Source organism: Thiomicrorhabdus aquaedulcis (assembly GCF_004001325.1).
GTDB lineage: Bacteria > Pseudomonadota > Gammaproteobacteria > Thiomicrospirales > Thiomicrospiraceae > Thiomicrorhabdus > Thiomicrorhabdus aquaedulcis.
Genome location: NZ_AP018722.1, coordinates 683,051 through 706,169 on the forward strand (window position 1 = coordinate 683,051; position 23,119 = coordinate 706,169).

Below are 23,119 nucleotides of genomic sequence, written 5' to 3' on the forward strand. Positions count from 1 at the left end.
ATTAGGGCATGAACCAGGTGCAAATTGGCGCGCATACGGTGGCGTTGGTGCGCACCACGCGCAAGCAATCGTTGGCGCTTAAATTTAAACCCAGCGGCGTGGCGTTATTGGTGCCTCGGCATTTGTCGCAGGCACACATAATGCGTTTGCTCAGCGTTCACCAGGCCTGGTTAGTTGAGCAATTAGAACGCTATGCGCAACGCGTGCCACCATCACCGCAATCACCGCAATCACCATACGCGCTAGCGTCGAGCGCAAACCCCGCATTTAAGGTGCAAGACGGGGCGCAGTTTGAGTGGTTGGGCAACCACGTCACCGTGCGCGTGTTACCAGGCCTGGTTAATTCTTCGTTGTCTGCTTCTTTTCAGTCTTCTAATACGCTTAATAAGGCGCTTAATAATGCGCTCAATTATGTTGAATGGCGGTGGGACGACAACGTCTTGGGCGTGCACGCGCCTGCGCTAGAAGCGGTGCAAGCGCATTTGCCCAGCGCGTTTAAACAGCAGCTTATGGAGCGCGCTCACGCCTACATTGCCCCAAAATTGGCACATTACGCGCAACACATTGGAGTAAATGTGCGTCAATTGCACATTAAAACCTACAAATCGCGTTGGGGCAGTTGTTACACCGACGGACGCATTCAATTTAACTGGCGCTTAATGCAAGCCCCAGCATTTGTGGTCGATTATGTGATTGTGCACGAACTGTGTCATCTTATTCACGCCAATCATTCGGCGCATTTTTGGCGCCTGGTAAGCCAATACTACCCGCAAACGCCCGCCGCAAAAGCCTATTTAAAAACCCACGGCCGCCGTTTAATTACCTTTTTAGACGGGGTTTAGGATTTGTCGCAACCATTAGTTGCAACTTTTCGTTGCAATTTTTAATCGCACCCGTAGTCACACCTATTAACCGCACCTTTTAAAACAGCAGAGCGCCATGAGTTTAATTTCTGATTTTGATGGTTCCACCGTGATATTAACCGCCAACAGTCGTTTGGCGCAAAGCCTTAAACACGATGCATTGGGCGACCGTGCGGTGAGCGTGTTGCCCCAAATTATGTCGTTTAGTCAGTGGTGGAATGCGTGGTTGGATGAGGTAATTTTGGCCGGTGAACTCTCTTTAGAACAGATGAGCCAGCGCCATTTAAACGCTTTTGAAGCGCAGGTTTTGTGGGAAGAGGTGTTACAGCAAGAACTGAATGAATGGGTAAAGTTAAGTGCCGATAATCTGGTACAAGAGGATGACATACCAGAACCCATCGAGTTGTTAAACCCCTCCAGCACCGCCAAACAGCTTTACCAGGCCTGGTCATTACAACAAGGTTGGTTAGACGACGCACTGTGGCAAACCACGTTGGCACAAGGCGGCACATCAAAAGAGGTGGCGTTATTTGAACGGTGCCAGCAGCGTTATCGCCAACTGTTGCAACGCCATAATTGGCTGGACGAGCCGTTATTGAGTCAGCAGCGTTTGGTTTGGTTGGCGCAAGGTAAAGGTCGTTTGCCGTTGGCCTTTAACGTAGTGGGATTTGATGAGTTAACACCTGAGCTTTTAGCGTGGCAAACCATTGTGCAACAGCGCGGTGTTAAGGCCATTATTGAGTTGCCCACGTTGTCCACGGCGGCGATACAGACCCAAAACACTGCGCACGCTTTGTACATGGCCGCCGATGCGGTTGACGAAGCGCAGCAAGTGGCGCTGTGGTGTGTTGAACAGTGGCAACGTTTGTCGCAGTGCAAAGACAGCAATCAAAACCCCAATCAAAAAAACCTGCGCATAAAAATTGGCGTGGTCGCCCCCAACTTGGCCGATCACAAAGCGTTATTAACCCAAGCGTTAGACGAGCAATTGTATTTGGCCGGCCTGCAACCGCTGCGCAGTGTGAGCGTGCAACCGCCATTTTACAATTTGTCGTTGGGCGAGCCATTAAGCCAATTGCCTTTGGTTAAAAACGCCTTGTTGGGGGTCGAGTTGTTATTGCAGCCGCACAAAACCTGTTCGTTTGCCAACTGGAGTCAGTGGCTTATTTCACCTTATACCTTGGGCGATTTAAACGCCCGCCAAACCCTAGAAGCCAAATGGCGGGGGTTGCAATGGGCCGAGTTTAAATGGCCTAAATTGCTGGATAGCGCCACCCCAGCGTTGCAAGAACCAGGCCTGGCCAAATTCAAAAACGCCTTAGAACAGCAAGCCAATATCACGTTGGCCAGTCGCTTAACCTTGCGCGAATTTGTGCAGGCGGTGCGGGCGTGTTTGGATCTGTTTAACCAACCTTTGCGCACCCTTAACAGCGATGAATACCAACAAAACAAGGCGTTACAGTCGGCTCTTGAGGCGTTTTCACGGCTGCTGTTTTTAAAGCCGTCGGCACGGTTGGGCGACTGGCTCAGTCGCTTAAAACGCTTTTTAGGCGAGCAGGTACATCAATCGCAAAGTAAGGGGTTGCAGCCCATTCAACTTATGGGGGTGTTAGAAGCCGGCGGGCAACATTTTGATGCGCTGTGGGTGATGGGGTTAACCGATGAGGCCTGGCCAAGAAGCCCCAATCCCAATCCGTTTTTGCCCATGCGATTGCAACGCCAAGCCGGTTTACCACGTTGCGATGCGTTGCGTGAGCTGGTGTACGCGCAAAGCATCACCGCACGCCTTAAAACCGCCGCCACCAATACCGTGTGGAGTTACCCCCAACAAACCGCCGGTGCGGTGTTGCTGCCCAGTCCATTATTGAGCGAGATGTTGACCACGCCGTATGTGCCGCGCCCTTATCAAACCTTGGCGCAATGGAGTTTTATGCAACGCGATGTCGCCGCCCCGTTAGAGTGGATTGAAGACGCGCAAGCGCCCGCCATGCCCGAACACAGCCAAGCGCCTGGTGGCACCAGTATTTTGGCGGCGCAAAGTCAGTGTCCGTTAATGGCGTTTATTGATTATCGGTTGGGCGCACGGTATGGCTTACAGACCGTCACCGACGGACTGCAAAACACCCATCAGGGCACGTTAATTCATTGGGTGTTAGAGCGTTTTTGGCAAGTGACGCGCACGCAAAGTGCGTTATTGGCGTTAAGCCAAACGGCCTTAGAAGCGCGGTTAAACGAATTAATAACCCAAGCCTTTAGCGAACTGCACGGCCAGTTAACCGCGGCGTATCTGCACATTGAACAGGCCCGAATAGGTGAGTTGTGTTTGGCGTGGTTAAACTTAGAAAAAACCCGTCCAAGTTTTGAGGTGGTGGCGCTGGAAACACAGCAGCTTATTCATTTGGCGGGGATAGAATTTAAAGTCATTATTGACCGGGTTGACCGAGTCAATGCACAGAGTGGCACGCCGCAAATGGTTATTTTAGACTACAAAACCGGCGCGGCTAACATTACCAACTTGCTAAAAACGCCCACCAAAGCGCCGCAATTGGCGGTGTATTTGCACGCCTTACAGAGCTTAGACAGCGTCAGCGACTTGAACGACTTAAAAGACTTTAACGATATGAACAACATTGGCGGTATTGGCTATGGTTTATTGCACTCCGACGACGGCGCTAAAATCAGCGCACTGTGCCAAGCGGCTGATATTTTGCCCGACTCACGCACCATCACGGTGTTTAGCAAATTGGCCGACAAAGAGGGCGGCGACTATTACCAAGTGGCGTGGAGCGACTTTTTAGACGCGTTGCGCGAGCAAGTTTTTACCCTAGCGTTACACATTAAGCAAGGCGTTGCCCCCATGCAATTTGACCGATTAGAGGATGTGCAATACGCGCACGGTCGTTTGGCACTGCGTTTGCCGGAAGTGGCGGCGCAATTAAACCAAGTGGGCGCTCTAAAAGGTGAAGCCGATGAAAGCGAAGGGGTCGCACATGAGTAACGAATTTATAAATAACGAATCGACGCTAAACCAAGTGCACATTAATCCCCAAGCGGCTTACGTCCAATTGAGTCATGCACTGGGGTTGCAAGAAGACGCCAATTTGCCCGATGCCGCCGTGCGGTTTGCGGCGATTAATCCGTTTGACTCGTTTATTGTGCAAGCCCCGGCGGGTTCGGGTAAAACGGCCCTTTTAACCCAACGTTATTTGGCGCTATTAGGCCAGGTGAATCAGCCTGAGCAAATTGTGGCCATGACCTTTACCAAAAAGGCCGCCGCCGAAATGCGCGAACGCATTATGGCTGCATTGCGCCTGGGGCTAAACGCTGCCAAACCCAATGCAACCTTATTTGAGCAAAACACCCATGCGCTGGCGGTGTGCGCGCTTAAACGCGATGCCCAATTGGGTTGGAATATTTTGCAAGCTCCACATCGTTTACGCATTAAAACCATCGACGGCATGAACGGCTATTTGGTAGGGCAAATGCCGTTACTCTCCAAAATGGGCGCACAACCGCAGGTGGCACAAAACAGCGATTTGGCGTATTTAGAAGCGGTGCAGCTCACCTTAAAAAGCACCTATTGCGAAGACGCGGTGGGTCAATTACTGCGTTTGGTCAATGGACGTTTTAACCGTGCCGAAAATTTATTGGTGAGCATGCTTAAAAAACGTGATCAATGGATGGGGCATTTGGTGCGCCTGCGCAGCACCGACCAAGATGAGGCGCGTCTCCATTTAGAGAGCGCGTTGCACAGTATTGTGCAAAGCGAACTGAATGAGCACGTTGCGCATTTAAGCGGTGTACAAACGTATTTGCAAGAAGCCTGCGAACTGGCCGATTACGCCGTGCAAAACCAACAACCGCAGTTATCGCCATTATGCGGCGCGTGGCCACTGCACGCCGATTTAGAACATTTAATGCCCTGGCGCGCCTTGGCGCAATGGCTGTTAACCAGCGATGAAAAAGGGTTGCGTAAAACCGTTACGGTTAAAAATGGTTTTCCGGCCGGCAAAGGCTTGGCTAAAGAGCAAAAAGATCGATTTTTAAATGCGTTGGCTGGTTTAAACGCCGACCCGCATCGCGCCCAGTTGGTCGAAAGTTTAGCGGTGTTAAAGAACCTGCCGCAACCGCAGTACAGTGAAGAGCAGTGGGACAATTTGCAATGGTTGGTGCATCTGCTGACGGTGGCGGCGGGGTATTTAAAAGTGGTGTTTCAAAGTCGCGGGCAGGCCGATTTTATCGAAATTGCCCAAGCCGCCAGTCAGGCACTGGGCAGCGCATTAGAGCCGACCGAGCTGGCCGAGCAATTGGATTATCAAATCAAACATATTTTGGTGGACGAGTTTCAGGACACCAGCGCCGAGCAAAACAGTTTAATGTGCAAATTGGTGGCCGGTTGGCAACCCGGTGATGGGCGCACATTGTTTATTGTGGGCGACCCCATGCAGTCTATTTACCGTTTTAGAGAAGCCGAAGTGGGCAATTTTTTGCAGGCTTGGAAAGGTCGTTTGGGCGAGGTGTGTTTAACCCCGGTTCATTTAACGGTCAACTTTCGCTCAACGCACGGCGTGGTCGATTGGGTAAATCGAACCTTTGTAAAAGTGTTTCCAAAGCGCGATAACATTGAAAAAGGGGCGGTCAGTTACAGTCCAGCGGTTGCCGCGTCTACTGATGCCACGCCCGCTGTGCACGAGCATTGGGCGTTAAATCAAGCGCCCGAAAGCGAAGCCCAAGCGATGTTTGCGTTGGTGCAACAGCGTTTAGCGGAGCTGGCGGCGCAGGCTAAGGTTAATCCGACCCAAAAGTTGGCTAATATTGCCATTTTGGGGCGTTCACGCGCCAGTTTAATGGGCATTGCGCGCAGGTTTAAAGACGCCAATATTGCCTTTAAAGCGGTGGAACTTGAAAGCTTGGCCGAGCGTCAAGAGGTGCAAGATGTGTTGGCGTTAAGCCGCGCATTATTGCATTTGGCCGATCGTCCGGCGTGGATTGCTTTACTGCGCTCGCCGTTGGTGGGGTTGTCGTTGGCCGACTTGTATGCGCTGATGGGCGACGAACCCGCTAAGTTGCATCAAACGGTGTGGCGTTTATTGACCGCAAACACCACGCCATTGTCTGACGAAGGGCAAACGCGCTTAAACGGGGTTGTGCCGATTTTGCACGGCGCGTTACAGCGCTTGGGCAGTGTGGCATTTTCGACCTTGGTGCGCGAAACTTGGTTGCAATTAGACGGCGCGCAAACGGTGGAAAACGCCGTGGCGTTAGATAATGTGCAGGTGTTTTTTGACACCTTGGCCGGGTTGGACGGCGAGGCGTTGGAGTTTAGCCAACTGGACAGTCTGTTGGCCGATTTGTACGCCAAAGCCGACGCGCGGCCAGAGGCTCAGCAAATTGAGCTGATGACCATGCACAAATCCAAAGGCTTGGAATTTGATACGGTTATCCTACCAGGCCTGGGCAGAAAGCCGCGCAGTAACGATCATCAACTGGTCAGTTGGTTTGCATTTTTGGACAATAGCGCCTTGGACGAAACACCGGTTGAGCAGTTGGTGATTGCGCCGATTGATCAAAAGGCCAGGACGCGTCGCCTTTAAGCAAGTTGTTAAAACGCTTTGAGCAGCAAAAGCAAGACTATGAGTTGGCGCGTCTGTTTTATGTGGCGTGTACCCGGGCCAAATGCCAATTGCACCTGTTTGGCAGCGTGCGTTTTCAACTGTCGGACAAGGACAGCGATACCTTGGACAGCGGTTTTACCGACACGCTAAAACCACCCAGCAGCAGTTTGCTGGCACCTCTCTGGCCGTGCGTGGCGGCGCAATTTGTGGCCTTGGCCAAAGCGTTTGAGCCCGCGCCAAGCCAAGTCGATGCGCTTAAACCCATCATAAAAGTCAGTCGGTTGCCGCTTGAACGAGTTGGATTTAAACCCTCAGCACTCATGTTAAAAGACGTTGCGGTAAATAAGCTGGCTGATCAGGTTAAAAACCCGGTAAATGAAACCTTACCAGGCCTGGTCGAATCGGCATTGCTTAATACCGAAGTGGGTAAACTGGTGCATAAAGTGTTAGAGCATGTGGTGGTACAAGGGCTTGAACACTGGCCATTAGCGAATGTTGCGGCGCAACTGCTGCAACGTCAACCCATTTACGCCCACTGGTTAACGCAGCAAGGGGTTATCGACGATTTACCCGTTGCGCTCGCGCGGGTGCAGCAGTCGTTACAAAATGCGTTAAGCCATGCGCAAGTGCGTTGGGCGTTGAGCAACCATTGGGACGAATCGGCGACCGAGCTGGCGTTGGTGAGCACGCAATTAAGTGACGCAACCGTTGACGAATCCATCGAACATCTTCAACAAACCAACCAACTTAATCTGCATGTGGTAGACCGAACGTTTGTGGATGACGCCAATACGCGTTGGATTATTGATTACAAAACCAGTGCGTTTGTCGGTGAATGGCGTGCGCTTGATGTAACCGAACGCCAAGCCTTTATAAACGCCAAAATAACCCACTACCAGCCACAATTAGCGCGCTACGGCGCGTTATTTGCCCAACTTGAAAACCGACCCCAAAAATGGGTGCTGTATTTTAGCGACCTTAATGAATGGGTTGAGTTGGCGGTGGAGGGGTGAAAAAAGTTTAATACACTTGGATATTTGATATGTTTGGCGTATAAGCATTCGTGGTTTAATTGACCTTTGATCACGGTTTGAAAAAAATGAAAGTCAAAGGTCTCTCAAAGACAATAAAGTATGAGGAGTAATATAAGTGCCAACCATTTCGATGTTTTATGGGATTGTGATTTATTTATACTTTTTTGATAATGAACGACACAACTTGCCACATATTCACGCTAAATTTCAGGATTATGACGCTTCTTTTTCCATTGAAGATGGTGATTTGTTGTCAGGAAATATTCCATTAAACAAACAGCGTTTAGTTCAGGCATGGATTGAGATTCACCGCGAGTCATTGATGGCAGATTGGGAGTTGGCTGTGAATGGCCTGCCGCCATTTAAAATTGAACCTTTAAAATAACGAGGCTTTTAAATGCATTTAGTCAGTTCAGTAAAACCACTTGATAATTATCAGTTGGCGGTTACATTTAAAACGGGTGAAGAGAGGTTGTTTGATGTTTCGCCTTTTTTAGAAAAAGGGGTGTTTGTGCAATTAAAAAATCCCGACTTTTTTAGGCGAGCATTCATCGCATGGGACACCGTTTGCTGGCCTAATGAGTTGGATATTTCACCCGATACGATTTATTTGTGCTCTAAACCATTACAGGCGGCGCAGTAATAGTGCGTTAATGGCGCATTAATAGGTGGGCATCACTTCACTCGCGCAAAATCCTCTTTTAACCAGGCCTGGTCAGATTTATTTGAAGGGTTTGTGCGTTAAAGAAGGCTTCAAATTCGTTGATGGGCAAGGGTTTGCTAAACAAATAGCCTTGGTACAGCGTGCAGCCTTGTTCTAATAGTATTTGACGTTGCTGCTGGGTTTTCAACGCCTTCGGCGACCACTTCGAGTTTTAAGGCTTTTGCCATGGCCAAAATGGTTTGTACAATGGTAACGTTTTCTTGATTGCGTTCGCGCTCTAAGCCTTTAACAAACGATTGGTCTATTTTGACTTGCGCCAGCGGCAGTTGTTTAATAACCGACAGTGATGAGTAACCTGTGCCAAAGTCGTCCATCGAAAATTGAATGCCTATTGAACGAAGTTGTTGCATGGTTTGAATGGTCTGTTCTATGTTTTGAATGGCTAAGCTTTCGGTGAGCTCAAGTTTTAAACACGTTGGGTTAATGCCGGTGTCTTGTATAGTTTTGAGCAGATTGGGTACAAATTGTTCGTGCGCAAATTGTTTAGGACTCACGTTTACCGCAATTTGCACATGGCGTAATTGGTCGTGGGTTTGCCATTGTCGTAGTTGCTGACAGGCTTGGTATATAACAAACTCGCCCAAGGCTAAAATTAAAGTAGATTCTTCGGCTAAGGGAATGAATTCGGCAGGCGATATCATGCCTTTTTGTGGATGGTTCCAACGAATAAGGGCTTCGCAACCTGTAATGCGTAAGTGCTGATTTATTTGCGGCTGGTAGTGCAGTTCAAACTCGCCACGCACTACGGCTTGACGCAAATCGCTAAGCATGGCCGCGTGGTGTTCTATTTTAATTTGCATGTCGTTATTAAAAAATCTTACGGTATTGCGACCTTGTTTTTTGGCCTCGTACATGGCCATATCGGCATGCATAATAATTGATTCGGCACTCTCAGCTTTGGGGCCAAATTGGTCTATGCCGATGCTGGGGCTTGAATGATGGGTGATATTTTCTAAGATAAAGTCGGCTTCAAAGGCCGCTAGAATTTTTTGAGCAATATCGGCGGATAATTCAGACGCACTTACGCAGTCGAAGCCAATGCCTTCAATAAGCACTACAAATTCGTCACCGCCAATGCGCGCCACGGTGTCTATTTCACGCACTGCATTTTTTAAGCGGTGCGCTACTTCTATTAACAACAAGTCGCCCATTCGATGACCTTTAGAATCGTTAAGGGTTTTAAAGTTGTCTAAATCTATAAAAGCAGCACGCTGTATTCTTGGGTACGCACGCATTTTTGAATCGCCAAATCTAAACGATCCCACAGCAAACGTCGGTTGGGCAGTTGGGTTAGTGGGTCGTAAAAGGCCAGTTTTTCAATTTTAGCTTGGTTTTTATGGCTTTCGGTAATGTCTGAAAAGTTGGCGACGTACTGAGTAATCTTCAACTCGGGGTCGAGCACGGCGGTGATGGTTAACCATTCCAAATACAATGTACCGTCTTTGCGGCGATTCCAAATCTTACCCTGCCAAAAATGTTGGGTTGTTAGAACCTCCCAAAGAGTTCTGTAAAATTCTTGGGTTTGCTTGCCTGAGTTTAAGATGGCCGGAGTCAACCCAATCACTTCGTTGGCGGCATAGCCGGTTAAGCGACAAAAAGATTGGTTAACGCGCAAAATAATGCCTGCCGCATTGGTAATCATTATACCGTCTTGGCTTTCAAACGCTGTAGCGGCCACGCGCAAGGCGTCTTGGGCTTTTTTGGTGTGCGAAATGTCGTGAAAAACCACCACAGTGCCCGCCAATTTTTGATGCATGTGCAATGGTTGCGACGATATATGGACTGCAAACGATTTGCCATTGGCATGTATAAAAGTAAGTTCGCCTTCAAAGGTGATTGTTGTTTCAATAGGGCAAGTCTGATGTTTGCTTTCTTTGGGATTGTGAAACAAGCTGTGCGCATTTTGGCCAATTAAATTGGCTTTTGAGTAGCCTAATATTTTTAAAGCGGCTTCGTTTACCTCGGTTATATGGCCTTGTAAATCTGTGGCGTAAAGCCCTTCGGTCATAGTGTTGTATAGGCTTTCTAAATAATGGGTGGTTTGCATTTTAGCGCGATTTGAACGACGATTTTGATGAATAGCCGCCCCTAATATTAGCAATGTAACCGTGCTGATGAGTGCGTAAAACCAAAAGTATTGCACATTCTGGTCCATTTCGGGCGCGGGTTTAATCGACACTAAATAGGCGTTTACTTGGTTGTCTAAGTTTTTGACAGCACTAAAGGTTGCCAAGTGCGTTAACCCATCTAGGGTCAGAAGATGGCCAAAACTTACATGCTGATTCAGTTTTTTAGACAAAGAGGCATCGCTTTGCCAAACTGATCCCAGTGCTTTAGCTGGTCTAGGGGTTTGATGGGTTTGCTCTAGCCAATCGCTTGAGAATAAGCTGGGCTGATAGAGTGCCGAAAACTCACTAAAACTTTTAAGCTCTAAATCGTGCTTATTTTGAATTAAGCTAAAATCACTGTGCGGGTCGAGTAATCCCATTTCTATGCGCAAGGGTTCAAACGATTGACTAAGCTCAACGCTGCCCAAGTGCTCACCGTGTAAAATTATTGGAAATACATGTCTAAAGCCCGACTCTATTCGGCCAGCTTCAAAGCCATGCACGGCCTGTAAGGTTGCATTAGCTCGTGTGACCGAAATGCGCACGTTGCTTAAGTCGTCACCAAACTTATCGGGTTGGTGAAAGCGTAAAAAGCTTTGGTTAGTTGGCGTATGAAAGTGAAAGACATTCATATTTTGCGCGGCTAATTTGTCTTGCAGCGGCAAAAGTGCGTTATAAAGTTGCGCGCGGGCAATGTCGGCTTGATTAGGGTTTAGAGCAAGGCGAAGATTGTTGATAACTTTTGGATTATTGACTACGGTTTCAAAGTAGGCTTCTATGCCTTTTAAATGAATTTTTTGTACTGCCTGCCAAGCAATGTGTTGGGTTTGAATGTTTTTTTCAATAAAGCGTTGTTGGGTTTGCTGGGCTTGTACGCATAAAAAATAATAAATGCTATCCACACTAAGCCTAAAATAAAGTAGCTAAAGTATTCGGCGCGCTCAAGTTGGTCGCTTGAGTTGTTTTTTGGGTTAGCGTTTGTAATATTCATCTGCCGTCATTAAATCCAACTCAATATATTTAGAGGCGTTTGCGTGAGTGAATGCACGAAATAAAGTGGTTTAAAGGTATTTGATTGTTGTTAGCAAACCTGAAAATAATCTACCGCTCAAGGAGCATGACAACCTTTGTCAGGTGCGTTTTACCCTTAAAATTTTACGCCTATTTTTATTTTAGCCATTTTTAACCGCGCCTTGACTCGTGCAAAGGTCTCATTTTGCATTCATTCATGCACAGGTATTGTCTGAGGTGTTTAAGCCATTTTTTAAAAAACTTGGTTTGGTGATTAAACTTAAAAACCGTACAGATTGTAGCGTTTAATCCCGTTAAGTGTCTTTTTAATGTACATTGAGAGTTCTTTTAAGGGCTTAATAAGTCTTTAAGCGGGGCTAAATTAAGTTTTTATACGTTAAAAGTTGCAAGGTTTGCGAGAATTTATTAATTAAAAAGAGTCAGCGCAATCCACAGATAGCACGCAACATAATATTCAAAAGTCTCTCAAAATAACCAAATAAAGGAGTCAGTATGCAAGCCACTCAAGCACAAATTTTAAAACACCACGGCGGGGATGCCGAGCACGCCCGTCAAATGATTACCCAAAGTTACGCTCGGCGCCATGATGCCGATTTTTGGGACTTTTGGGACACTAAAATGGCACCGGTGATTGAGCCAGGTAACTTGTTAATGGACGTGGGCGCCGGCATTGGTCAGTTTGTAAACGATTTGGCGTTGCGTTATCCGCACAACACGGCGCTGGGCATTGACGCGGCGCAATACATGTTGGCCGCACAACTGGCGTTACCGGCCAACGGCCGATTTTTAAAAGACGATTTAAATCAACCCGCCGCACCCATAGAACCTGGGTCGGTGGCGGTGGTCATGGCCAATATGTTGGTGCACGAACTGCCACAACCGGTTAATTTGTTTAAAGCGGTGTTTGCCTGGCTTAAACCCGGTGGACGTTTTTGTGTGATTGATTTGGTACGCCAACCGCTGCAACAGTATTTAGAACACAAATACAGCCCGCCACAAATTTGGCAAGAACCCATGCCGCGCGCACAGTTAGAAGATGTGTTTGAGCATTTTTTAGAGCACAACCGTTATCACGCCGACGATTTGATTTATTTGCTGACGCAAGCGGGTTTTGTTGTATTAGAAAACACCCCGCAAAACAGCGGTCGCATGGTGCGTATTGTGGTTGAAAAACCGCTTTAATACCCAAAAAAACACAGGCCTCATGCAACCAACCAGGCCTGGTCAAAGGAGTCACTTATGTCAATGTCATCGTTAAACTCATCGCTTAAAGAGTATCAATACATTCGATTTTTTAACCAACTGCGTTTAACCGATGTGCCGTTGGTAGGGGGCAAAAACGCCTCACTGGGCGAGATGTATCAACAGTTGGTGCCCCAAGGCGTGCCGATTCCCAATGGCTTTGCCATTACCGCCCAGGCCTATCGTTACCTGCTCGACCAAAATGATTTATGGCCGCAAATGCACGCCTTATTGGACGATGTTGAGGTAGGACAAACCGTCAAGCTGCAAGCGCGTGGCGCACAGTTAAGAGCGCTTATTAATAATGCGCCACTGCCCGAGCCTTTGGTGGCCGAAATGACGGACGCCTATCACGCGTTAATGGCCAGTTTTGGTGTAGAAGGCTCGTTGGCGATTCGCAGTTCGGCGACCGCGGAGGATTTACCCACCGCCAGTTTTGCCGGTCAGCAAGAAACTTTTTTAAACATTCTGGGCGTTGAGGCGTATTTGAGCGCGTGCCAACAGTGTTTTGCCAGTTTGTTTACCGACCGCGCCATTCATTACCGCATGGAAAAAGGCTTTGACCACTTTGATGTCGCACTGTCGATTGGCGTGCAGTGGATGGTGCGTTCCGATTTGGCCACCTCGGGGGTGATGTTTTCGATTGACACCGAAAGCGGTTTTAGTGATGTAGTGATGATTAATGCGGCCTATGGTTTGGGCGAAAACGTGGTGCAGGGTGCCGTTGATCCAGACGAGTTTTACGTCCACAAACCCACCTTTAACCAAGGCTATCGCGCGGTGTTAAAGCGCCATTTAGGGGCTAAAAAAATCAAAATGATTTACACCAGGCCTGGTCAAAACACCAAAGACGCACCGTCGATTATGAATGTAGCGACCACGCACGCCGAACAAACGCAGTATTGCATTACCGACGCCGAAGCGCTTAAGTTGGCCGAGTTTGCCATTAAAATTGAGCAGCACTATTCGGAACAAGCCGGCCAACCGCGCCCCATGGACATTGAATGGGCCAAAGACGGCGTAACCGGTGAGTTGTTTATTGTGCAAGCGCGCCCCGAAACCGTGGTGTCGCAAACCAATGCGCACACCTTGGCGCAGTATCATATTGGTACGCCAACCCCCGCACCCTTAATTTGTGGGCGCGCGGTGGGGGCTAAAATTGCCAGTGGTCGCGTGCGAGTGATTGAATCGGTGGCGCAGTTAAGCGAGTTTAAGCCAGGCGAAGTCTTGGTGTCCGACATCACCACTCCCGATTGGGAGCCAGTCATGCAAACCGCCGCCGCGCTGGTCACCAATCGCGGCGGTCGAACTTGTCATGCCGCCATCATCGCGCGCGAGCTGGGGATTCCCGCCGTGGTTGGAACAGAACACGGCACTGCAACGCTTAAAACCGGCCAAAGGGTGACCGTGTCGGCCGCCGAAGGCGATGAAGGTCGCGTGTACGACGGTGAGGTGGCGTTTAGCATACTTAAAACCGATTTAAGCGCCCTGCAAAAACCCAAAACGCAGATGATGCTTAATTTAGGCAATCCCGAGTTGGCGTTTAGCGTCAATCAACTCCCTAATGATGGGGTGGGTTTGGCGCGTATGGAATTTATTATCAGCAGTCAAATTCAGGTGCATCCGCAAGCGTTGTTGGCACCGCATTTGGTGACGTGCGCGGATACGCGCGCCAAAATTAACCAATTAACCCAAGGATTTGCCAGCGGCAGTGACTATTTTGTGCACACCTTAATTGAAGGGATTGGCACCATTGCGGCAGGATTTTACCCAAAGCCCGTGGTGGTTCGTTTATCGGATTTTAAGTCAAACGAGTACGCCAGCCTGTTGGGCGGCGAATTTTTTGAGTTAAAAGAAGAAAATCCCATGCTGGGGTTTAGGGGGGCATCGCGTTACAACGACCCCGACTTTAGCGCCAGTTTTGCCTTAGAATGCCAAGCCATTAAAACCGTACGCGAAACCTTGGGGCTTAGTAATGTGATTGTGATGGTGCCGTTTTGTCGTCGGGTTGAAGAGGCTAAAAAAGTGATTGAAACGCTCAGCGCCAATGGTTTAAGCCGTGGGCAGGCCGGATTACAAATTTATATGATGTGTGAGATTCCTAATAACGTATTGTTAATAGACGAGTTTTCGGTGTATTTTGATGGGTTTTCGATTGGCACAAACGATTTAGCGCAATTGGTGCTAGGCGTGGATCGAGATTCGGCCAAAGTGGCGTTTAATTACGATGAACGTGACGCGGGCGTTAAAAAATGGTGCAAATGGCGGTAGAAGGCGCGCATCGCAATGGCAAATACATTGGTCTGTGCGGCCAAGCGCCGTCGGATTATCCTGAGTTTGCCGACTTTTTGGTTGAGCTGGGCATCGACTCGATGAGCCTGAATCCAGACTCACTGTTAAGCACATTGCCGACGGTATTGGCCGCCGAAGCGCGCCTTAAACCAGGATTGCAAAAGGGTTAAAAATGTTTAAAGACGTCTAAAGACGTTTTTGACCTTCGGCTTGAATGCGTTTAATCATGTGATACAGACCCGTTGAACGATTGGGCGACAGTTGGTCAAGCAGGCCAATTTGCCCTAAAAAGTCTAATGGCGTGTGCGCCACTTCTTCTGGCGTGCGGCCGTGGTAAATTTTAAGCAGTAAAGCAATCAACCCCGACACAATGGCTGCATCGCTTTTAGCTTGCATAAATAAATGGCCGTTGTGCTCTTCTATGTGCACCCAAACTTGTGATTGACAGCCATGAATGCGGTTCTCTTCGGTTTGAAACGACTCGTCTAACATTTGCAGTTGTTTGCCCATATCAATCAAATACTTATAGCGATCTTTTGGATTAGCAAAATGGGTAAAGCGTTTAATTAAATCGGCGCTTGTATCGGCAATGCTTTTAGTGGGAAGCGTAAAATCCACGGCTGAGTCCTTGAGTGAAGTTGATGACATTATGTAAGTTGTCGAGTTTAACAGAGGGTTTGGCGTGAGTCGATGGCTTAAAAAGGCGATTGACCAGGCCTGGTCAATCGTTTTTAGTGTAAATGGTAGTTAACCGGGACTTGAATTAACCAGTCGGTGCGCGGGATTTCTGCCGGAAACGCTTTAAAGCGTGCTTGCATTTTATCGGTAAAAATAGACAGAGCCGCTTCGTCTAACAACGGTTTGTCAGAAGAAGTAATGATTTTTAAATCGCGAATCGTGCCATCTTTTTGCACGCGAAACTCAACCAGTACCACCCCTTGCCACTGCATGCGTTTAGCGCGTTTGGGGTAAGTGTCACGTGCGTATTGGACAATTTGATCGCGTAACGCCGTTAAATATTCACGCTCGGCGTCGGCCGATTGTTGCGGACTAAACGCCGGCGGAGTGGGCTTAGGTTGTGCTACTACGTCTGCTTTAGGCGGTGTTTTTGTGGGCGCAATGGGCGGCGTAATCGGCTCTGCTTTGGGTACGGTGACCGGCTCAATCGCTGGCTTGGGGGGTGATTCTACCTTAGGCTTTGCAACAACTGGCTTGGGCGTTGGCTTGGGTTCAGGCTTGGGTTCAGGCTTGGGTTCAGGCTTGGGTTCAACTACAGGTTCAACTACAGGTTCAACTACAGGTTCAACTACAGGTTCAACTACGGGTTCAACTACGGGTTCAACTACGGGTTCAACTACGGGTTCAACTACGGGTTCAACTACGGGTTCAGGCTCGGCAAACATGCTTAAGGTGACCGGAACTTGCACGGTTTTTGGCGCTTCAGGTTGCATAATGGGTTGCATAAAAAACCAGTAAGCGCCTAGCATGGCTAGGCCATACACGGCAGCACTCAATAAAAAAGCCGAACGACCGTTTAACGTCATTAAGGTGCCGCTTTGGTTAAGATGGTGAGTTGGGTGAGCTGTTGCTGTTTTATGGCGTCAACCAACGCCACAAAATCGCCAAAGTTGGCTTGTTTGTCTACCTGCAAAATCAGCGGTTGTTGCTTGTCTAGGCTCACTAAAAAATCAGAAATGTCGGCAAGACTACGCGGTTGTTCGTTTAAATAGAGTTGATTATTAGCGTCAATATGAAAGCTAATAGGGGGTTTTTCTTCGGGCATATACGCCTGCGTGCTTTGGGTTTGCGGTAGGTCAATTTTTAAATTGTCTTTAACAATAAAACTGGCGGTGGTCAGCACAATGGCCAGTAACACCAACATGACGTCAATCAAAGGGATTACATTAATAGTATCAAAACGTTTCATAGGGAGCGCTTTTGCAAGGGATTAAGAGCGGCATTATTGGGCACGGTATTGGGCGTTGAGTACATCGACTTTTCGCAATAGGCCGTTGTAGGCCATAATGCTGGGAATCGCCAGCGCAATCCCTGCGGCCGTGGCTTTTAACGCCAGCGCCAAGCCGGTCATAATCGCACCGGTATCAATACTTTGTTGTTGGCCAAGTTCGTAAAAGGTAATTAAAATACCAATTACCGTACCCAGCAGTCCAATGTAGGGCGCATTCGCGCCAATAGTAGACAGTGTGGTTAGGTTTTTAGTCAGCGCAATGTTAATGTGTTCGGCGTGCGAATAATCGGCAAGCGACAATTGGCGGTAAAAAAACAGCCGTTCCAGTGTAATCCATAAGGCGATAAACCCCATCAGGCCTAAAATTCCAAACACCGAAATATCCAAGTAGGTTTTTAACAGTTCCATAGCGGATTGATCCATTGCATTTTTTAAACGGCTATTTTAGCTATTTATGTTTCATTAGGGTTAAAAAAGTATGACGGTTTGCCGTTTAAGAATGATAATATTAGAAAATTAATTCAACACTATAAAAAGAGGAGTCGCGCATGAAGCGTCGTGAATTATTAAAATCTGCATTGGGGTTTTCCATCGGTTTGGTGGGTGTGTCTGCGCTAAATCCTTTGTATGCCAACACCGATATGGTTGTAAAAGCCGATCCAATGTACGATGTTCCGGTTACTAAAGTAACCGATCGTTGCTATTATTTATTGGCCAAAGACCCAGAACCTTCTCCTGAAAACCATGCCTTTTTTAATAACCCCGGTTTTGTTGTCACCAGCAAAGGCGTTGTGGTGGTAGACACGGGCAGTTCGGTGCAAATTGGTGAGATGTTGTTGCGTCAAATTAAAACCGTTACCGATAAGCCCGTTATTATGGTGATTAACACGCATTATCATGGCGACCATTTCTTGGGTAATCACGCGTTTGAAGCGGCGTATCCAGGTGTTGATATTTACGCACACCCAGCCACCATCGCAAAAATTAAAGCCGGTGCGGGCGATTTTTGGTTCGGCTTTATGCAACGTAACTCAAACAACGGTATTTCTGGTACGGTAGTTACACTGCCCAATAAAGAGTTTAAAGGCGGCGAAACCATTAAGTTGGGCGACGTGACCTTAAACATTCACCAATTTGGCAAAGCGCATACCGAAGCCGATTTAATTGTGGAAGTGGTAGAGGATAAAGTGGCCTTTTTAGGCGATACTGCGATGCGTCGTGTGGCTAACATGGCTGACGGTTCGTTTGCCGGCACCATTGAAACCATGAAAAAAGCCAAGGCTTTGGGTTGCAATCACTATATTTTAGGTCACGGTCCGCATGACAATGCGTCCATTTGTGAAGACATGCAAAAGTTTTGCGAGGTTATTTACAATGATGCCACCAAGTATTATGACCAAGGAATGTCTGATTTTGAGATGAAACCCAAAATTATGGAAAACCCTTTTATGAAAGACGTGGCCAGCAAATGGCCAGGTTACGACAGCACCTTGGGTGTGTTTGTCGCCACCGCCGTAGCGGAAGTGGAAAAGAGCATGTTTTAAGAGTCTAAGATAATTATTGCTTAACCGCGATGTTATATAGACACACAAAAAAGCCGGAATTATTTCCGGCTTTTTTGTTTTTAAAATAAAACGGTAAAACGTTAAGCGGTAAAACCCTGCAAGCAATTGACCAGGCCTGGTTAAATCGGTTTTAACCAGGCCTGGTCAATGTAATAAGGCTTGTAGTTACGCAATAAAGTCTAAGATGGCGTTTAGGCCACTAAAGTTTAATGCCGTGCTGGCATGGGCTTGCACGGTGGGTTTGGCGTGGTACGCTACGCTTAAACCGGCCGCTTGCATCATTAACAAATCGTTAGCGCCATCGCCCACCGCAATCACTTGTGCAGGAGTTATGTTAAGGTGCGCGCACAGCTCGTGTAAAAAATCGGCCTTTGCTTGTGCGCCAATAATGCCGCCCAGCACCTTACCAGTCAGTTGGTTTTGCGCGGTATCGAGTACGTTGGCGCGGCTAAACTCTAAGTTTAAGCGCTCTTTTAAACGGTCGGTAAAAAAGGTAAATCCACCCGACACTAGGGCAAACGCAATGCCTTGATTTTTTAAGCCGGTAATCCACGCTTGCGCGCCTGGGTTAAGCGTTAAGCGCTCGTCGTAAACGTGTTGCAAGGCACCGGCGTCCAGACCTTTTAATAAGGCCACGCGCTGGGTTAGCGACTCTTCAAAGTTAAGTTCGCCGCGCATGGCGGCCTCGGTAATGGCAGACACCTGCGGTTTTACGTTAATAAAATCGGCAATTTCATCAATGCATTCAATCGAAATTAAAGTTGAATCCATGTCGCTTATCACCAGTTTAATGCCGTTGGCATTAAACCCTTCGGGCAATAGGTTTACATCTATTTGCAACTGCTGGGCTAGATTGGCGAGTTGTGTTTTTTCAGGGGTGAATGGCAGGATGACACGATAATGCTGAGCCACTTTTGTAGGTGAGCCAAAAGTGGTTTCAATAAGGATGGTTTGTTCACGGTTGAGCACGTTTGAGTGAATAATAAGGGTTGCCATTCAAGAGTTCCTATGTGGCCTGTTGGCCCAAGTTTAGCGAGTTGAGGGAGTATCGGTGCGAGTTAGTCAGCGTTGATGTCTAAAACGGCGATTATTTTAGTGTGTGATAACCTATCTTGCACCAATTGTTTTTGCGGTGTAAATAAGCCAATCCAGCCAATTGGCCATAAAAATACCGTTAATAAAAAGCGCAAATTGGCGTTGTGACGGGTGAGTAAATAACCGTCTGTGCGCACCAATTGCATTTTCCAAGTGCGTAATCCGGGCGTTTGTCCGCTTTGCGTCCAAAAGTATGTTAAATAAAAATACGTAATGGTTAAAAGGTATAGTTGAAATCCAAGCAGGCGAATAGGGTCTTTTTCAAAGCCTTCGCCTTGCCAAATTACAAACGGAATGGCGGCCACAAACCACACCGCACACAGTAAGATAAGGTCATAAAACAGGGCAAATATAATTTTAAAAGAGGTCATAGGGTGTTTAAAGCGCTTAAAGTGTTATTAATGGGCAATTATTGTACACACTCATTAGCTTAGTGGTAGGTTAAAATGGTGTAATAAAGGGGTTTAAATAGCGTTAAACACTTAAGGAGATTATATGAATTTAGTGGCAGAAGGGTTGGGCTTACCTTGGTTAGTGGGCGGCGGATTGTTGTTTTTAAGTGCACTTGTTTGGGCGTTTAAAACCGCGCCATGGCACAAAGTGCAAAACGATAAAGGCGCACAACATGTGTTTTTAGCCGCCACGTTGGTCGTGTTTTTGGTATGGCAAGTGGGCGCTAGTTTAGGCAGTGGCATTACGTTTCACTTTTTATTAATGACGACGCTTGTTTTAATGTTTGGTGCGCAATTTGCTATTTTAGCCATGAGTTTGGCACTATTGGGCGTGGTGTTTCAAGCTGATTTGGGGGTGTTAGCATTGGGTATTAATGCTGTGATTATGGGGTTGGTGCCTATTTTTATCACTGTTGGGTTGCTTAAAATAGCCAGGCGATATTTAGAGGTAAATTATTTTGTATATGTGTTTTTTAACGCGTTTTTGGCCGCTTCAATCAGCGTGGTGGTGTCGTTAAGTTTGGCCACTCTGGCATTGTGGTCGTCAGAAGTGTTGTCGTATACTGCTTTAAAACAGGTCTTTATTCCCTTTATTCCACTTATGGCTACACCAGAGGGGTTTATTAATGGAATGATTATTGGTGCGTTGTTAATGCTTAAGCCGCACTGGGTTGCTACGTTTGATTGGGATGCAGCGTCTAAAAGTTAGTTTGAAAAGACGTTAGTTTGCAAAGGTAAATTGACTAGGCCTGGTTACAATGCAAAAATTTCTATTTGAAAATTCGGACATAAAAAAACCGGTTTAAACCGGTTTTTTATGTAACTTAAAGCGCGAGTCTAGATTATTTTGACCAAGCCGCTTTTAAATCGGCGTTGTCATTAATTTGCGCAACTTGAGCATTGGCTGTTTTTAACGCATTTTTTGCGTGTTTTATGGCCGCATCTTCATCACCTTTCTTTTTAGCTTCTGCAGCTAAAGCAAGGTAATGCTCAACGTAGTTGGTTTTCATCGCTTTTTGTTTCCAAACGTGTCCACCTTTTATCGACACTTCTTGTGCGGCTTTGGCTTCTGCTACAATGCTTTCGTAAGTAGCGGCGGTTTTAACTTCGTTTCCAGTACAACCACTTAATGTTAAAACAGCGGCGATTGATGCACCAATAATCAATTTCTTCATTTTTGTATTCTCCAATTAAAAAGCTTTCTTGTTTTTGTTTGCCAAATCATTGTAAAGGCTTATCGAGCAATATTAAAGCCTAAATTTTAATAGAATTTATCAATTTAACCCAGATGCCTACGTTATTCAGTTTACCCCAGTCGTGTCAATCTTTATAATACCCCCCAATAGAGAGAAAATAAGTGGTTTTTTGTTTTTTTAATATGGTTTTTAAGTGTAACGTATTGAAAATTAATAATATTCAATTTTCCTTAGGCAAGTGATCGATTTTGTAGAGAAATAACTAATCGGCCTATAAATTTTATAAAGTTTTATACAAGGTAGGAAAAAATGAGAATTTTGCAAGATGCTTTAACGTTTGACGACGTTTTATTGGTGCCAGCCCATTCAACGGTGCTGCCAAAAGACGTGTCGTTAAAAACCAAATTAACCCGAAATATTTCTTTAAATATTCCCTTTCTTTCTGCCGCAATGGACACGGTAACCGAAGCGCGTTTGGCGATTTCGATGGCGCAAGAGGGTGGTATTGGCATTGTGCATAAAAACATGACCGTTGAGCAACAGGCCGACGTTGTGCGTAAGGTTAAAAAATACGAACACGGCGTTATTTTAGATCCCGTTACGGTTCAAGTTACGCACACCGTAGCGGACGTGATTAAAATCACGAAAAAGAACCGTGTGTCGAGCGCGCCGGTTATGGATGGCGATGATTTGGTGGGTATTGTTACCACGCGCGACATTCGATTCGTAACCGATTTAACGCAATCGGTCGCTAAAATCATGACCCCAAAAGATAAGTTGGTGACGGTAAAAGAGAAAGAAAAGCGCGAAGTGGTGCTTAATTTATTGCACGAGCACCGCATTGAGCGTGTTTTAGTGGTAAACGACGACTTTAAATTAAAAGGTATGATTACCGTATCGGACATGGAAAAATCGTCTGACCACCCCAATGCGTGCAAAGATTCGGGCGGTCGTTTACGCGTGGGTGCAGCGGTGGGAACCGGTGCCGAAACCGAACAACGTGTGGCCGCTTTGGTTGAAGCGGGCGTAGACGTGATTATTGTCGATACCGCACACGGCCATTCGCAAGGCGTGTTAGACCGCGTTTCATGGGTTAAACAAAATTATCCCGAAATCGATGTGATTGGCGGCAATATCGCCACCGGTGAAGCCGCGTTGGATTTGGTTAAAGCGGGTGCCGACGGCGTTAAAGTGGGGATTGGTCCAGGCTCTATCTGCACCACGCGTATTGTGGCGGGTGTGGGTGTGCCGCAAATTACCGCCATCTCTAACGTGGCCAAAGCGTTGCAAGGTACGGGCGTGCCATTGATTGCCGATGGCGGCTTACGTTTTTCGGGCGATGTAGCCAAAGCCTTAGTGGCGGGTGCGTCGGCGGTTATGATTGGCAGTATGTTTGCCGGCACCGAAGAGTCGCCAGGTGAAATTGAATATTACCAAGGTCGTGCTTACAAATCCTATCGAGGCATGGGGTCTTTAGGAGCGATGGCGCAACCGACGGGTTCAAGCGATCGTTATTTTCAGGCCAGCAATGCCGCCGATAAATTAGTCCCCGAAGGCATCGAAGGCCGCGTGGCCTACAAAGGGCCTTTAGCGCCGATTATTCACCAATTGGTGGGGGGCATTCGTGCGAGTATGGGGTACACCGGTTGCCCAGACATAGCCACCATGAACAGCAAACCATCTTTTGTACGCGTGACTTCGGCCGGTATGGCCGAAAGCCATGTGCACGATGTGATGATGACCAAAGAAGCGCCAAATTATCGTATGTAATATTGCGATGATGTTGACGTAACGTCCGCAAAACAACCCTATAACGCCATAAGCGCTTGCCAGGTTCTCTGGTAAGCCTTTTTGTTTTAATATCGTTTTATAAAAATTTATAAAAATTTATAAAAGTTTATAAAATTTAGATCTGGAATCCCTATGACGCAA

19 protein-coding genes and 1 pseudogene are annotated in these 23,119 nt (G+C 47.1%); 11 read left to right on the forward strand and 9 right to left on the reverse strand.

What is annotated here, in order from left to right; translation table 11 throughout:
• Positions 1–8: 8 nt before the first annotated feature.
• The 6 genes from EP181_RS03050 (at position 9) to EP181_RS03075 (ending at position 8,155) form a co-directional block, all read left to right on the forward strand.
• Positions 9–842: a M48 family metallopeptidase gene (locus EP181_RS03050; RefSeq protein ID WP_127470348.1), complete on the forward strand. Its 834-nt coding sequence runs from the start codon at positions 9–11 to the stop codon at positions 840–842.
• A gap of 97 nt (positions 843–939) precedes the next feature.
• Entirely contained in the window at positions 940–3,861 is a 2,922-nt protein-coding gene (locus tag EP181_RS03055; protein ID WP_127470349.1) for a PD-(D/E)XK nuclease family protein, read from the forward strand.
• Positions 3,854–6,457, forward strand: coding sequence for a UvrD-helicase domain-containing protein (locus EP181_RS03060; protein WP_194073982.1), 2,604 nt, complete (start codon positions 3,854–3,856; stop codon positions 6,455–6,457). Before EP181_RS03055 ends, EP181_RS03060 begins: the two co-directional genes overlap by 8 nt.
• Before the next feature lie 5 nt (positions 6,458–6,462).
• Positions 6,463–7,491, forward strand: a complete 1,029-nt coding sequence (locus tag EP181_RS03065; RefSeq protein ID WP_127470351.1) for a PD-(D/E)XK nuclease family protein — start codon at positions 6,463–6,465, stop codon at positions 7,489–7,491.
• Positions 7,492–7,627: 136 nt separating this feature from the next.
• Positions 7,628–7,897, forward strand: a complete 270-nt coding sequence (locus tag EP181_RS03070; protein WP_127470352.1) for a DUF4160 domain-containing protein — start codon at positions 7,628–7,630, stop codon at positions 7,895–7,897.
• 12 nt (positions 7,898–7,909) lie between these two features.
• Positions 7,910–8,155 (forward strand): DUF2442 domain-containing protein, encoded by a 246-nt coding sequence (locus tag EP181_RS03075; protein WP_127470353.1) that lies wholly within the window; start codon positions 7,910–7,912, stop codon positions 8,153–8,155.
• A gap of 137 nt (positions 8,156–8,292) precedes the next feature.
• Here EP181_RS03075 and EP181_RS03080 read toward each other — a convergent pair whose 3' ends face one another.
• Both EP181_RS03080 and EP181_RS03085 read right to left on the reverse strand, forming a co-directional pair.
• Entirely contained in the window at positions 8,293–9,471 is a 1,179-nt protein-coding gene (locus EP181_RS03080; RefSeq protein ID WP_127470354.1) for a putative bifunctional diguanylate cyclase/phosphodiesterase, read from the reverse strand.
• On the reverse strand, positions 9,432–11,246 hold the full coding sequence (locus EP181_RS03085; RefSeq protein WP_127470355.1) for a PAS domain S-box protein: 1,815 nt from the start codon (positions 11,244–11,246) through the stop codon (positions 9,432–9,434). The genes EP181_RS03080 and EP181_RS03085 overlap by 40 nt, the downstream gene beginning before the upstream one ends.
• Before the next feature lie 622 nt (positions 11,247–11,868).
• On the opposite strand from EP181_RS03085, the gene EP181_RS03090 reads away from it, so the two are divergent.
• A complete protein-coding gene (locus tag EP181_RS03090) occupies positions 11,869–12,558 on the forward strand; it encodes a class I SAM-dependent methyltransferase (protein WP_127470356.1) in 690 nt (229 codons plus the stop codon).
• Positions 12,559–12,621: 63 nt separating this feature from the next.
• A pseudogene (ppsA, locus tag EP181_RS03095) lies at positions 12,622–15,080 on the forward strand (phosphoenolpyruvate synthase).
• A gap of 16 nt (positions 15,081–15,096) precedes the next feature.
• On the opposite strand, the gene EP181_RS03100 reads toward ppsA, so the two are convergent.
• From EP181_RS03100 to exbB, 4 genes are all read right to left on the reverse strand, one after another.
• Positions 15,097–15,528 (reverse strand): SufE family protein, encoded by a 432-nt coding sequence (locus EP181_RS03100; protein WP_127470357.1) that lies wholly within the window; start codon positions 15,526–15,528, stop codon positions 15,097–15,099.
• A 113-nt stretch (positions 15,529–15,641) separates the two neighbouring features.
• Entirely contained in the window at positions 15,642–16,454 is an 813-nt protein-coding gene (locus tag EP181_RS11875) for an energy transducer TonB (RefSeq protein ID WP_172959678.1), read from the reverse strand.
• A complete protein-coding gene (locus tag EP181_RS03115; RefSeq protein WP_127470360.1) occupies positions 16,454–16,837 on the reverse strand; it encodes an ExbD/TolR family protein in 384 nt (127 codons plus the stop codon). The genes EP181_RS11875 and EP181_RS03115 overlap by 1 nt, the downstream gene beginning before the upstream one ends.
• A 33-nt stretch (positions 16,838–16,870) precedes the next feature.
• On the reverse strand, positions 16,871–17,287 hold the full coding sequence (gene exbB, locus EP181_RS03120; protein ID WP_127470361.1) for a TonB-system energizer ExbB: 417 nt from the start codon (positions 17,285–17,287) through the stop codon (positions 16,871–16,873).
• Positions 17,288–17,427: 140 nt separating this feature from the next.
• Here exbB and EP181_RS03125 point away from each other — a divergent pair, with 140 nt between their 5' ends.
• The gene (locus EP181_RS03125; protein WP_127470362.1) at positions 17,428–18,423 is read left to right on the forward strand and encodes an MBL fold metallo-hydrolase; all 996 of its coding nucleotides are present in this window, start codon (positions 17,428–17,430) and stop codon (positions 18,421–18,423) included.
• Positions 18,424–18,609: 186 nt separating this feature from the next.
• Here the strand turns inward: EP181_RS03125 and serB are convergent, their stop codons facing one another.
• Positions 18,610–19,440, reverse strand: coding sequence for a phosphoserine phosphatase SerB (serB, locus tag EP181_RS03130; RefSeq protein WP_127470363.1), 831 nt, complete (start codon positions 19,438–19,440; stop codon positions 18,610–18,612).
• Positions 19,441–19,502: 62 nt separating this feature from the next.
• A complete protein-coding gene (locus EP181_RS03135) occupies positions 19,503–19,910 on the reverse strand; it encodes an RDD family protein (RefSeq protein WP_127470364.1) in 408 nt (135 codons plus the stop codon).
• Between the two features lie 124 nt (positions 19,911–20,034).
• On the opposite strand from EP181_RS03135, the gene EP181_RS03140 reads away from it, so the two are divergent.
• Positions 20,035–20,700, forward strand: coding sequence for an energy-coupling factor ABC transporter permease (locus EP181_RS03140; RefSeq protein ID WP_127470365.1), 666 nt, complete (start codon positions 20,035–20,037; stop codon positions 20,698–20,700).
• A gap of 133 nt (positions 20,701–20,833) precedes the next feature.
• Here the strand turns inward: EP181_RS03140 and EP181_RS03145 are convergent, their stop codons facing one another.
• Complete coding sequence (locus EP181_RS03145; protein WP_127470366.1) at positions 20,834–21,166, reverse strand: hypothetical protein; 333 nt, start codon at positions 21,164–21,166, stop codon at positions 20,834–20,836.
• Between the two features lie 330 nt (positions 21,167–21,496).
• On the opposite strand from EP181_RS03145, the gene guaB reads away from it, so the two are divergent.
• A complete protein-coding gene (guaB, locus tag EP181_RS03150) occupies positions 21,497–22,957 on the forward strand; it encodes an IMP dehydrogenase (RefSeq protein WP_127470367.1) in 1,461 nt (486 codons plus the stop codon).
• The last annotated feature ends 162 nt before the right edge of the window (positions 22,958–23,119 follow it).

Excerpts from the sequence above, each read along its gene's own strand:
- EP181_RS03050 (WP_127470348.1), top strand. The coding sequence starts at position 9 with ATGAACCAGGTGCAAATTGGCGCGCATACGGTGGCGTTGGTGCGCACC.
- EP181_RS03055 (WP_127470349.1), top strand. The coding sequence starts at position 940 with ATGAGTTTAATTTCTGATTTTGATGGTTCCACCGTGATATTAACCGCC.
- EP181_RS03060 (WP_194073982.1), top strand. The coding sequence starts at position 3,854 with ATGAGTAACGAATTTATAAATAACGAATCGACGCTAAACCAAGTGCAC.
- EP181_RS03075 (WP_127470353.1), top strand. The coding sequence starts at position 7,910 with ATGCATTTAGTCAGTTCAGTAAAACCACTTGATAATTATCAGTTGGCG.
- EP181_RS03080 (WP_127470354.1), bottom strand. The coding sequence starts at position 9,471 with ATGCGTGCGTACCCAAGAATACAGCGTGCTGCTTTTATAGATTTAGAC.
- EP181_RS03090 (WP_127470356.1), top strand. The coding sequence starts at position 11,869 with ATGCAAGCCACTCAAGCACAAATTTTAAAACACCACGGCGGGGATGCC.
- EP181_RS11875 (WP_172959678.1), bottom strand. The coding sequence starts at position 16,454 with ATGACGTTAAACGGTCGTTCGGCTTTTTTATTGAGTGCTGCCGTGTAT.
- EP181_RS03115 (WP_127470360.1), bottom strand. The coding sequence starts at position 16,837 with ATGAAACGTTTTGATACTATTAATGTAATCCCTTTGATTGACGTCATG.
- exbB (WP_127470361.1), bottom strand. The coding sequence starts at position 17,287 with ATGGAACTGTTAAAAACCTACTTGGATATTTCGGTGTTTGGAATTTTA.
- EP181_RS03125 (WP_127470362.1), top strand. The coding sequence starts at position 17,428 with ATGAAGCGTCGTGAATTATTAAAATCTGCATTGGGGTTTTCCATCGGT.
- serB (WP_127470363.1), bottom strand. The coding sequence starts at position 19,440 with ATGGCAACCCTTATTATTCACTCAAACGTGCTCAACCGTGAACAAACC.
- EP181_RS03135 (WP_127470364.1), bottom strand. The coding sequence starts at position 19,910 with ATGACCTCTTTTAAAATTATATTTGCCCTGTTTTATGACCTTATCTTA.
- EP181_RS03140 (WP_127470365.1), top strand. The coding sequence starts at position 20,035 with ATGAATTTAGTGGCAGAAGGGTTGGGCTTACCTTGGTTAGTGGGCGGC.
- EP181_RS03145 (WP_127470366.1), bottom strand. The coding sequence starts at position 21,166 with ATGAAGAAATTGATTATTGGTGCATCAATCGCCGCTGTTTTAACATTA.
- guaB (WP_127470367.1), top strand. The coding sequence starts at position 21,497 with ATGAGAATTTTGCAAGATGCTTTAACGTTTGACGACGTTTTATTGGTG.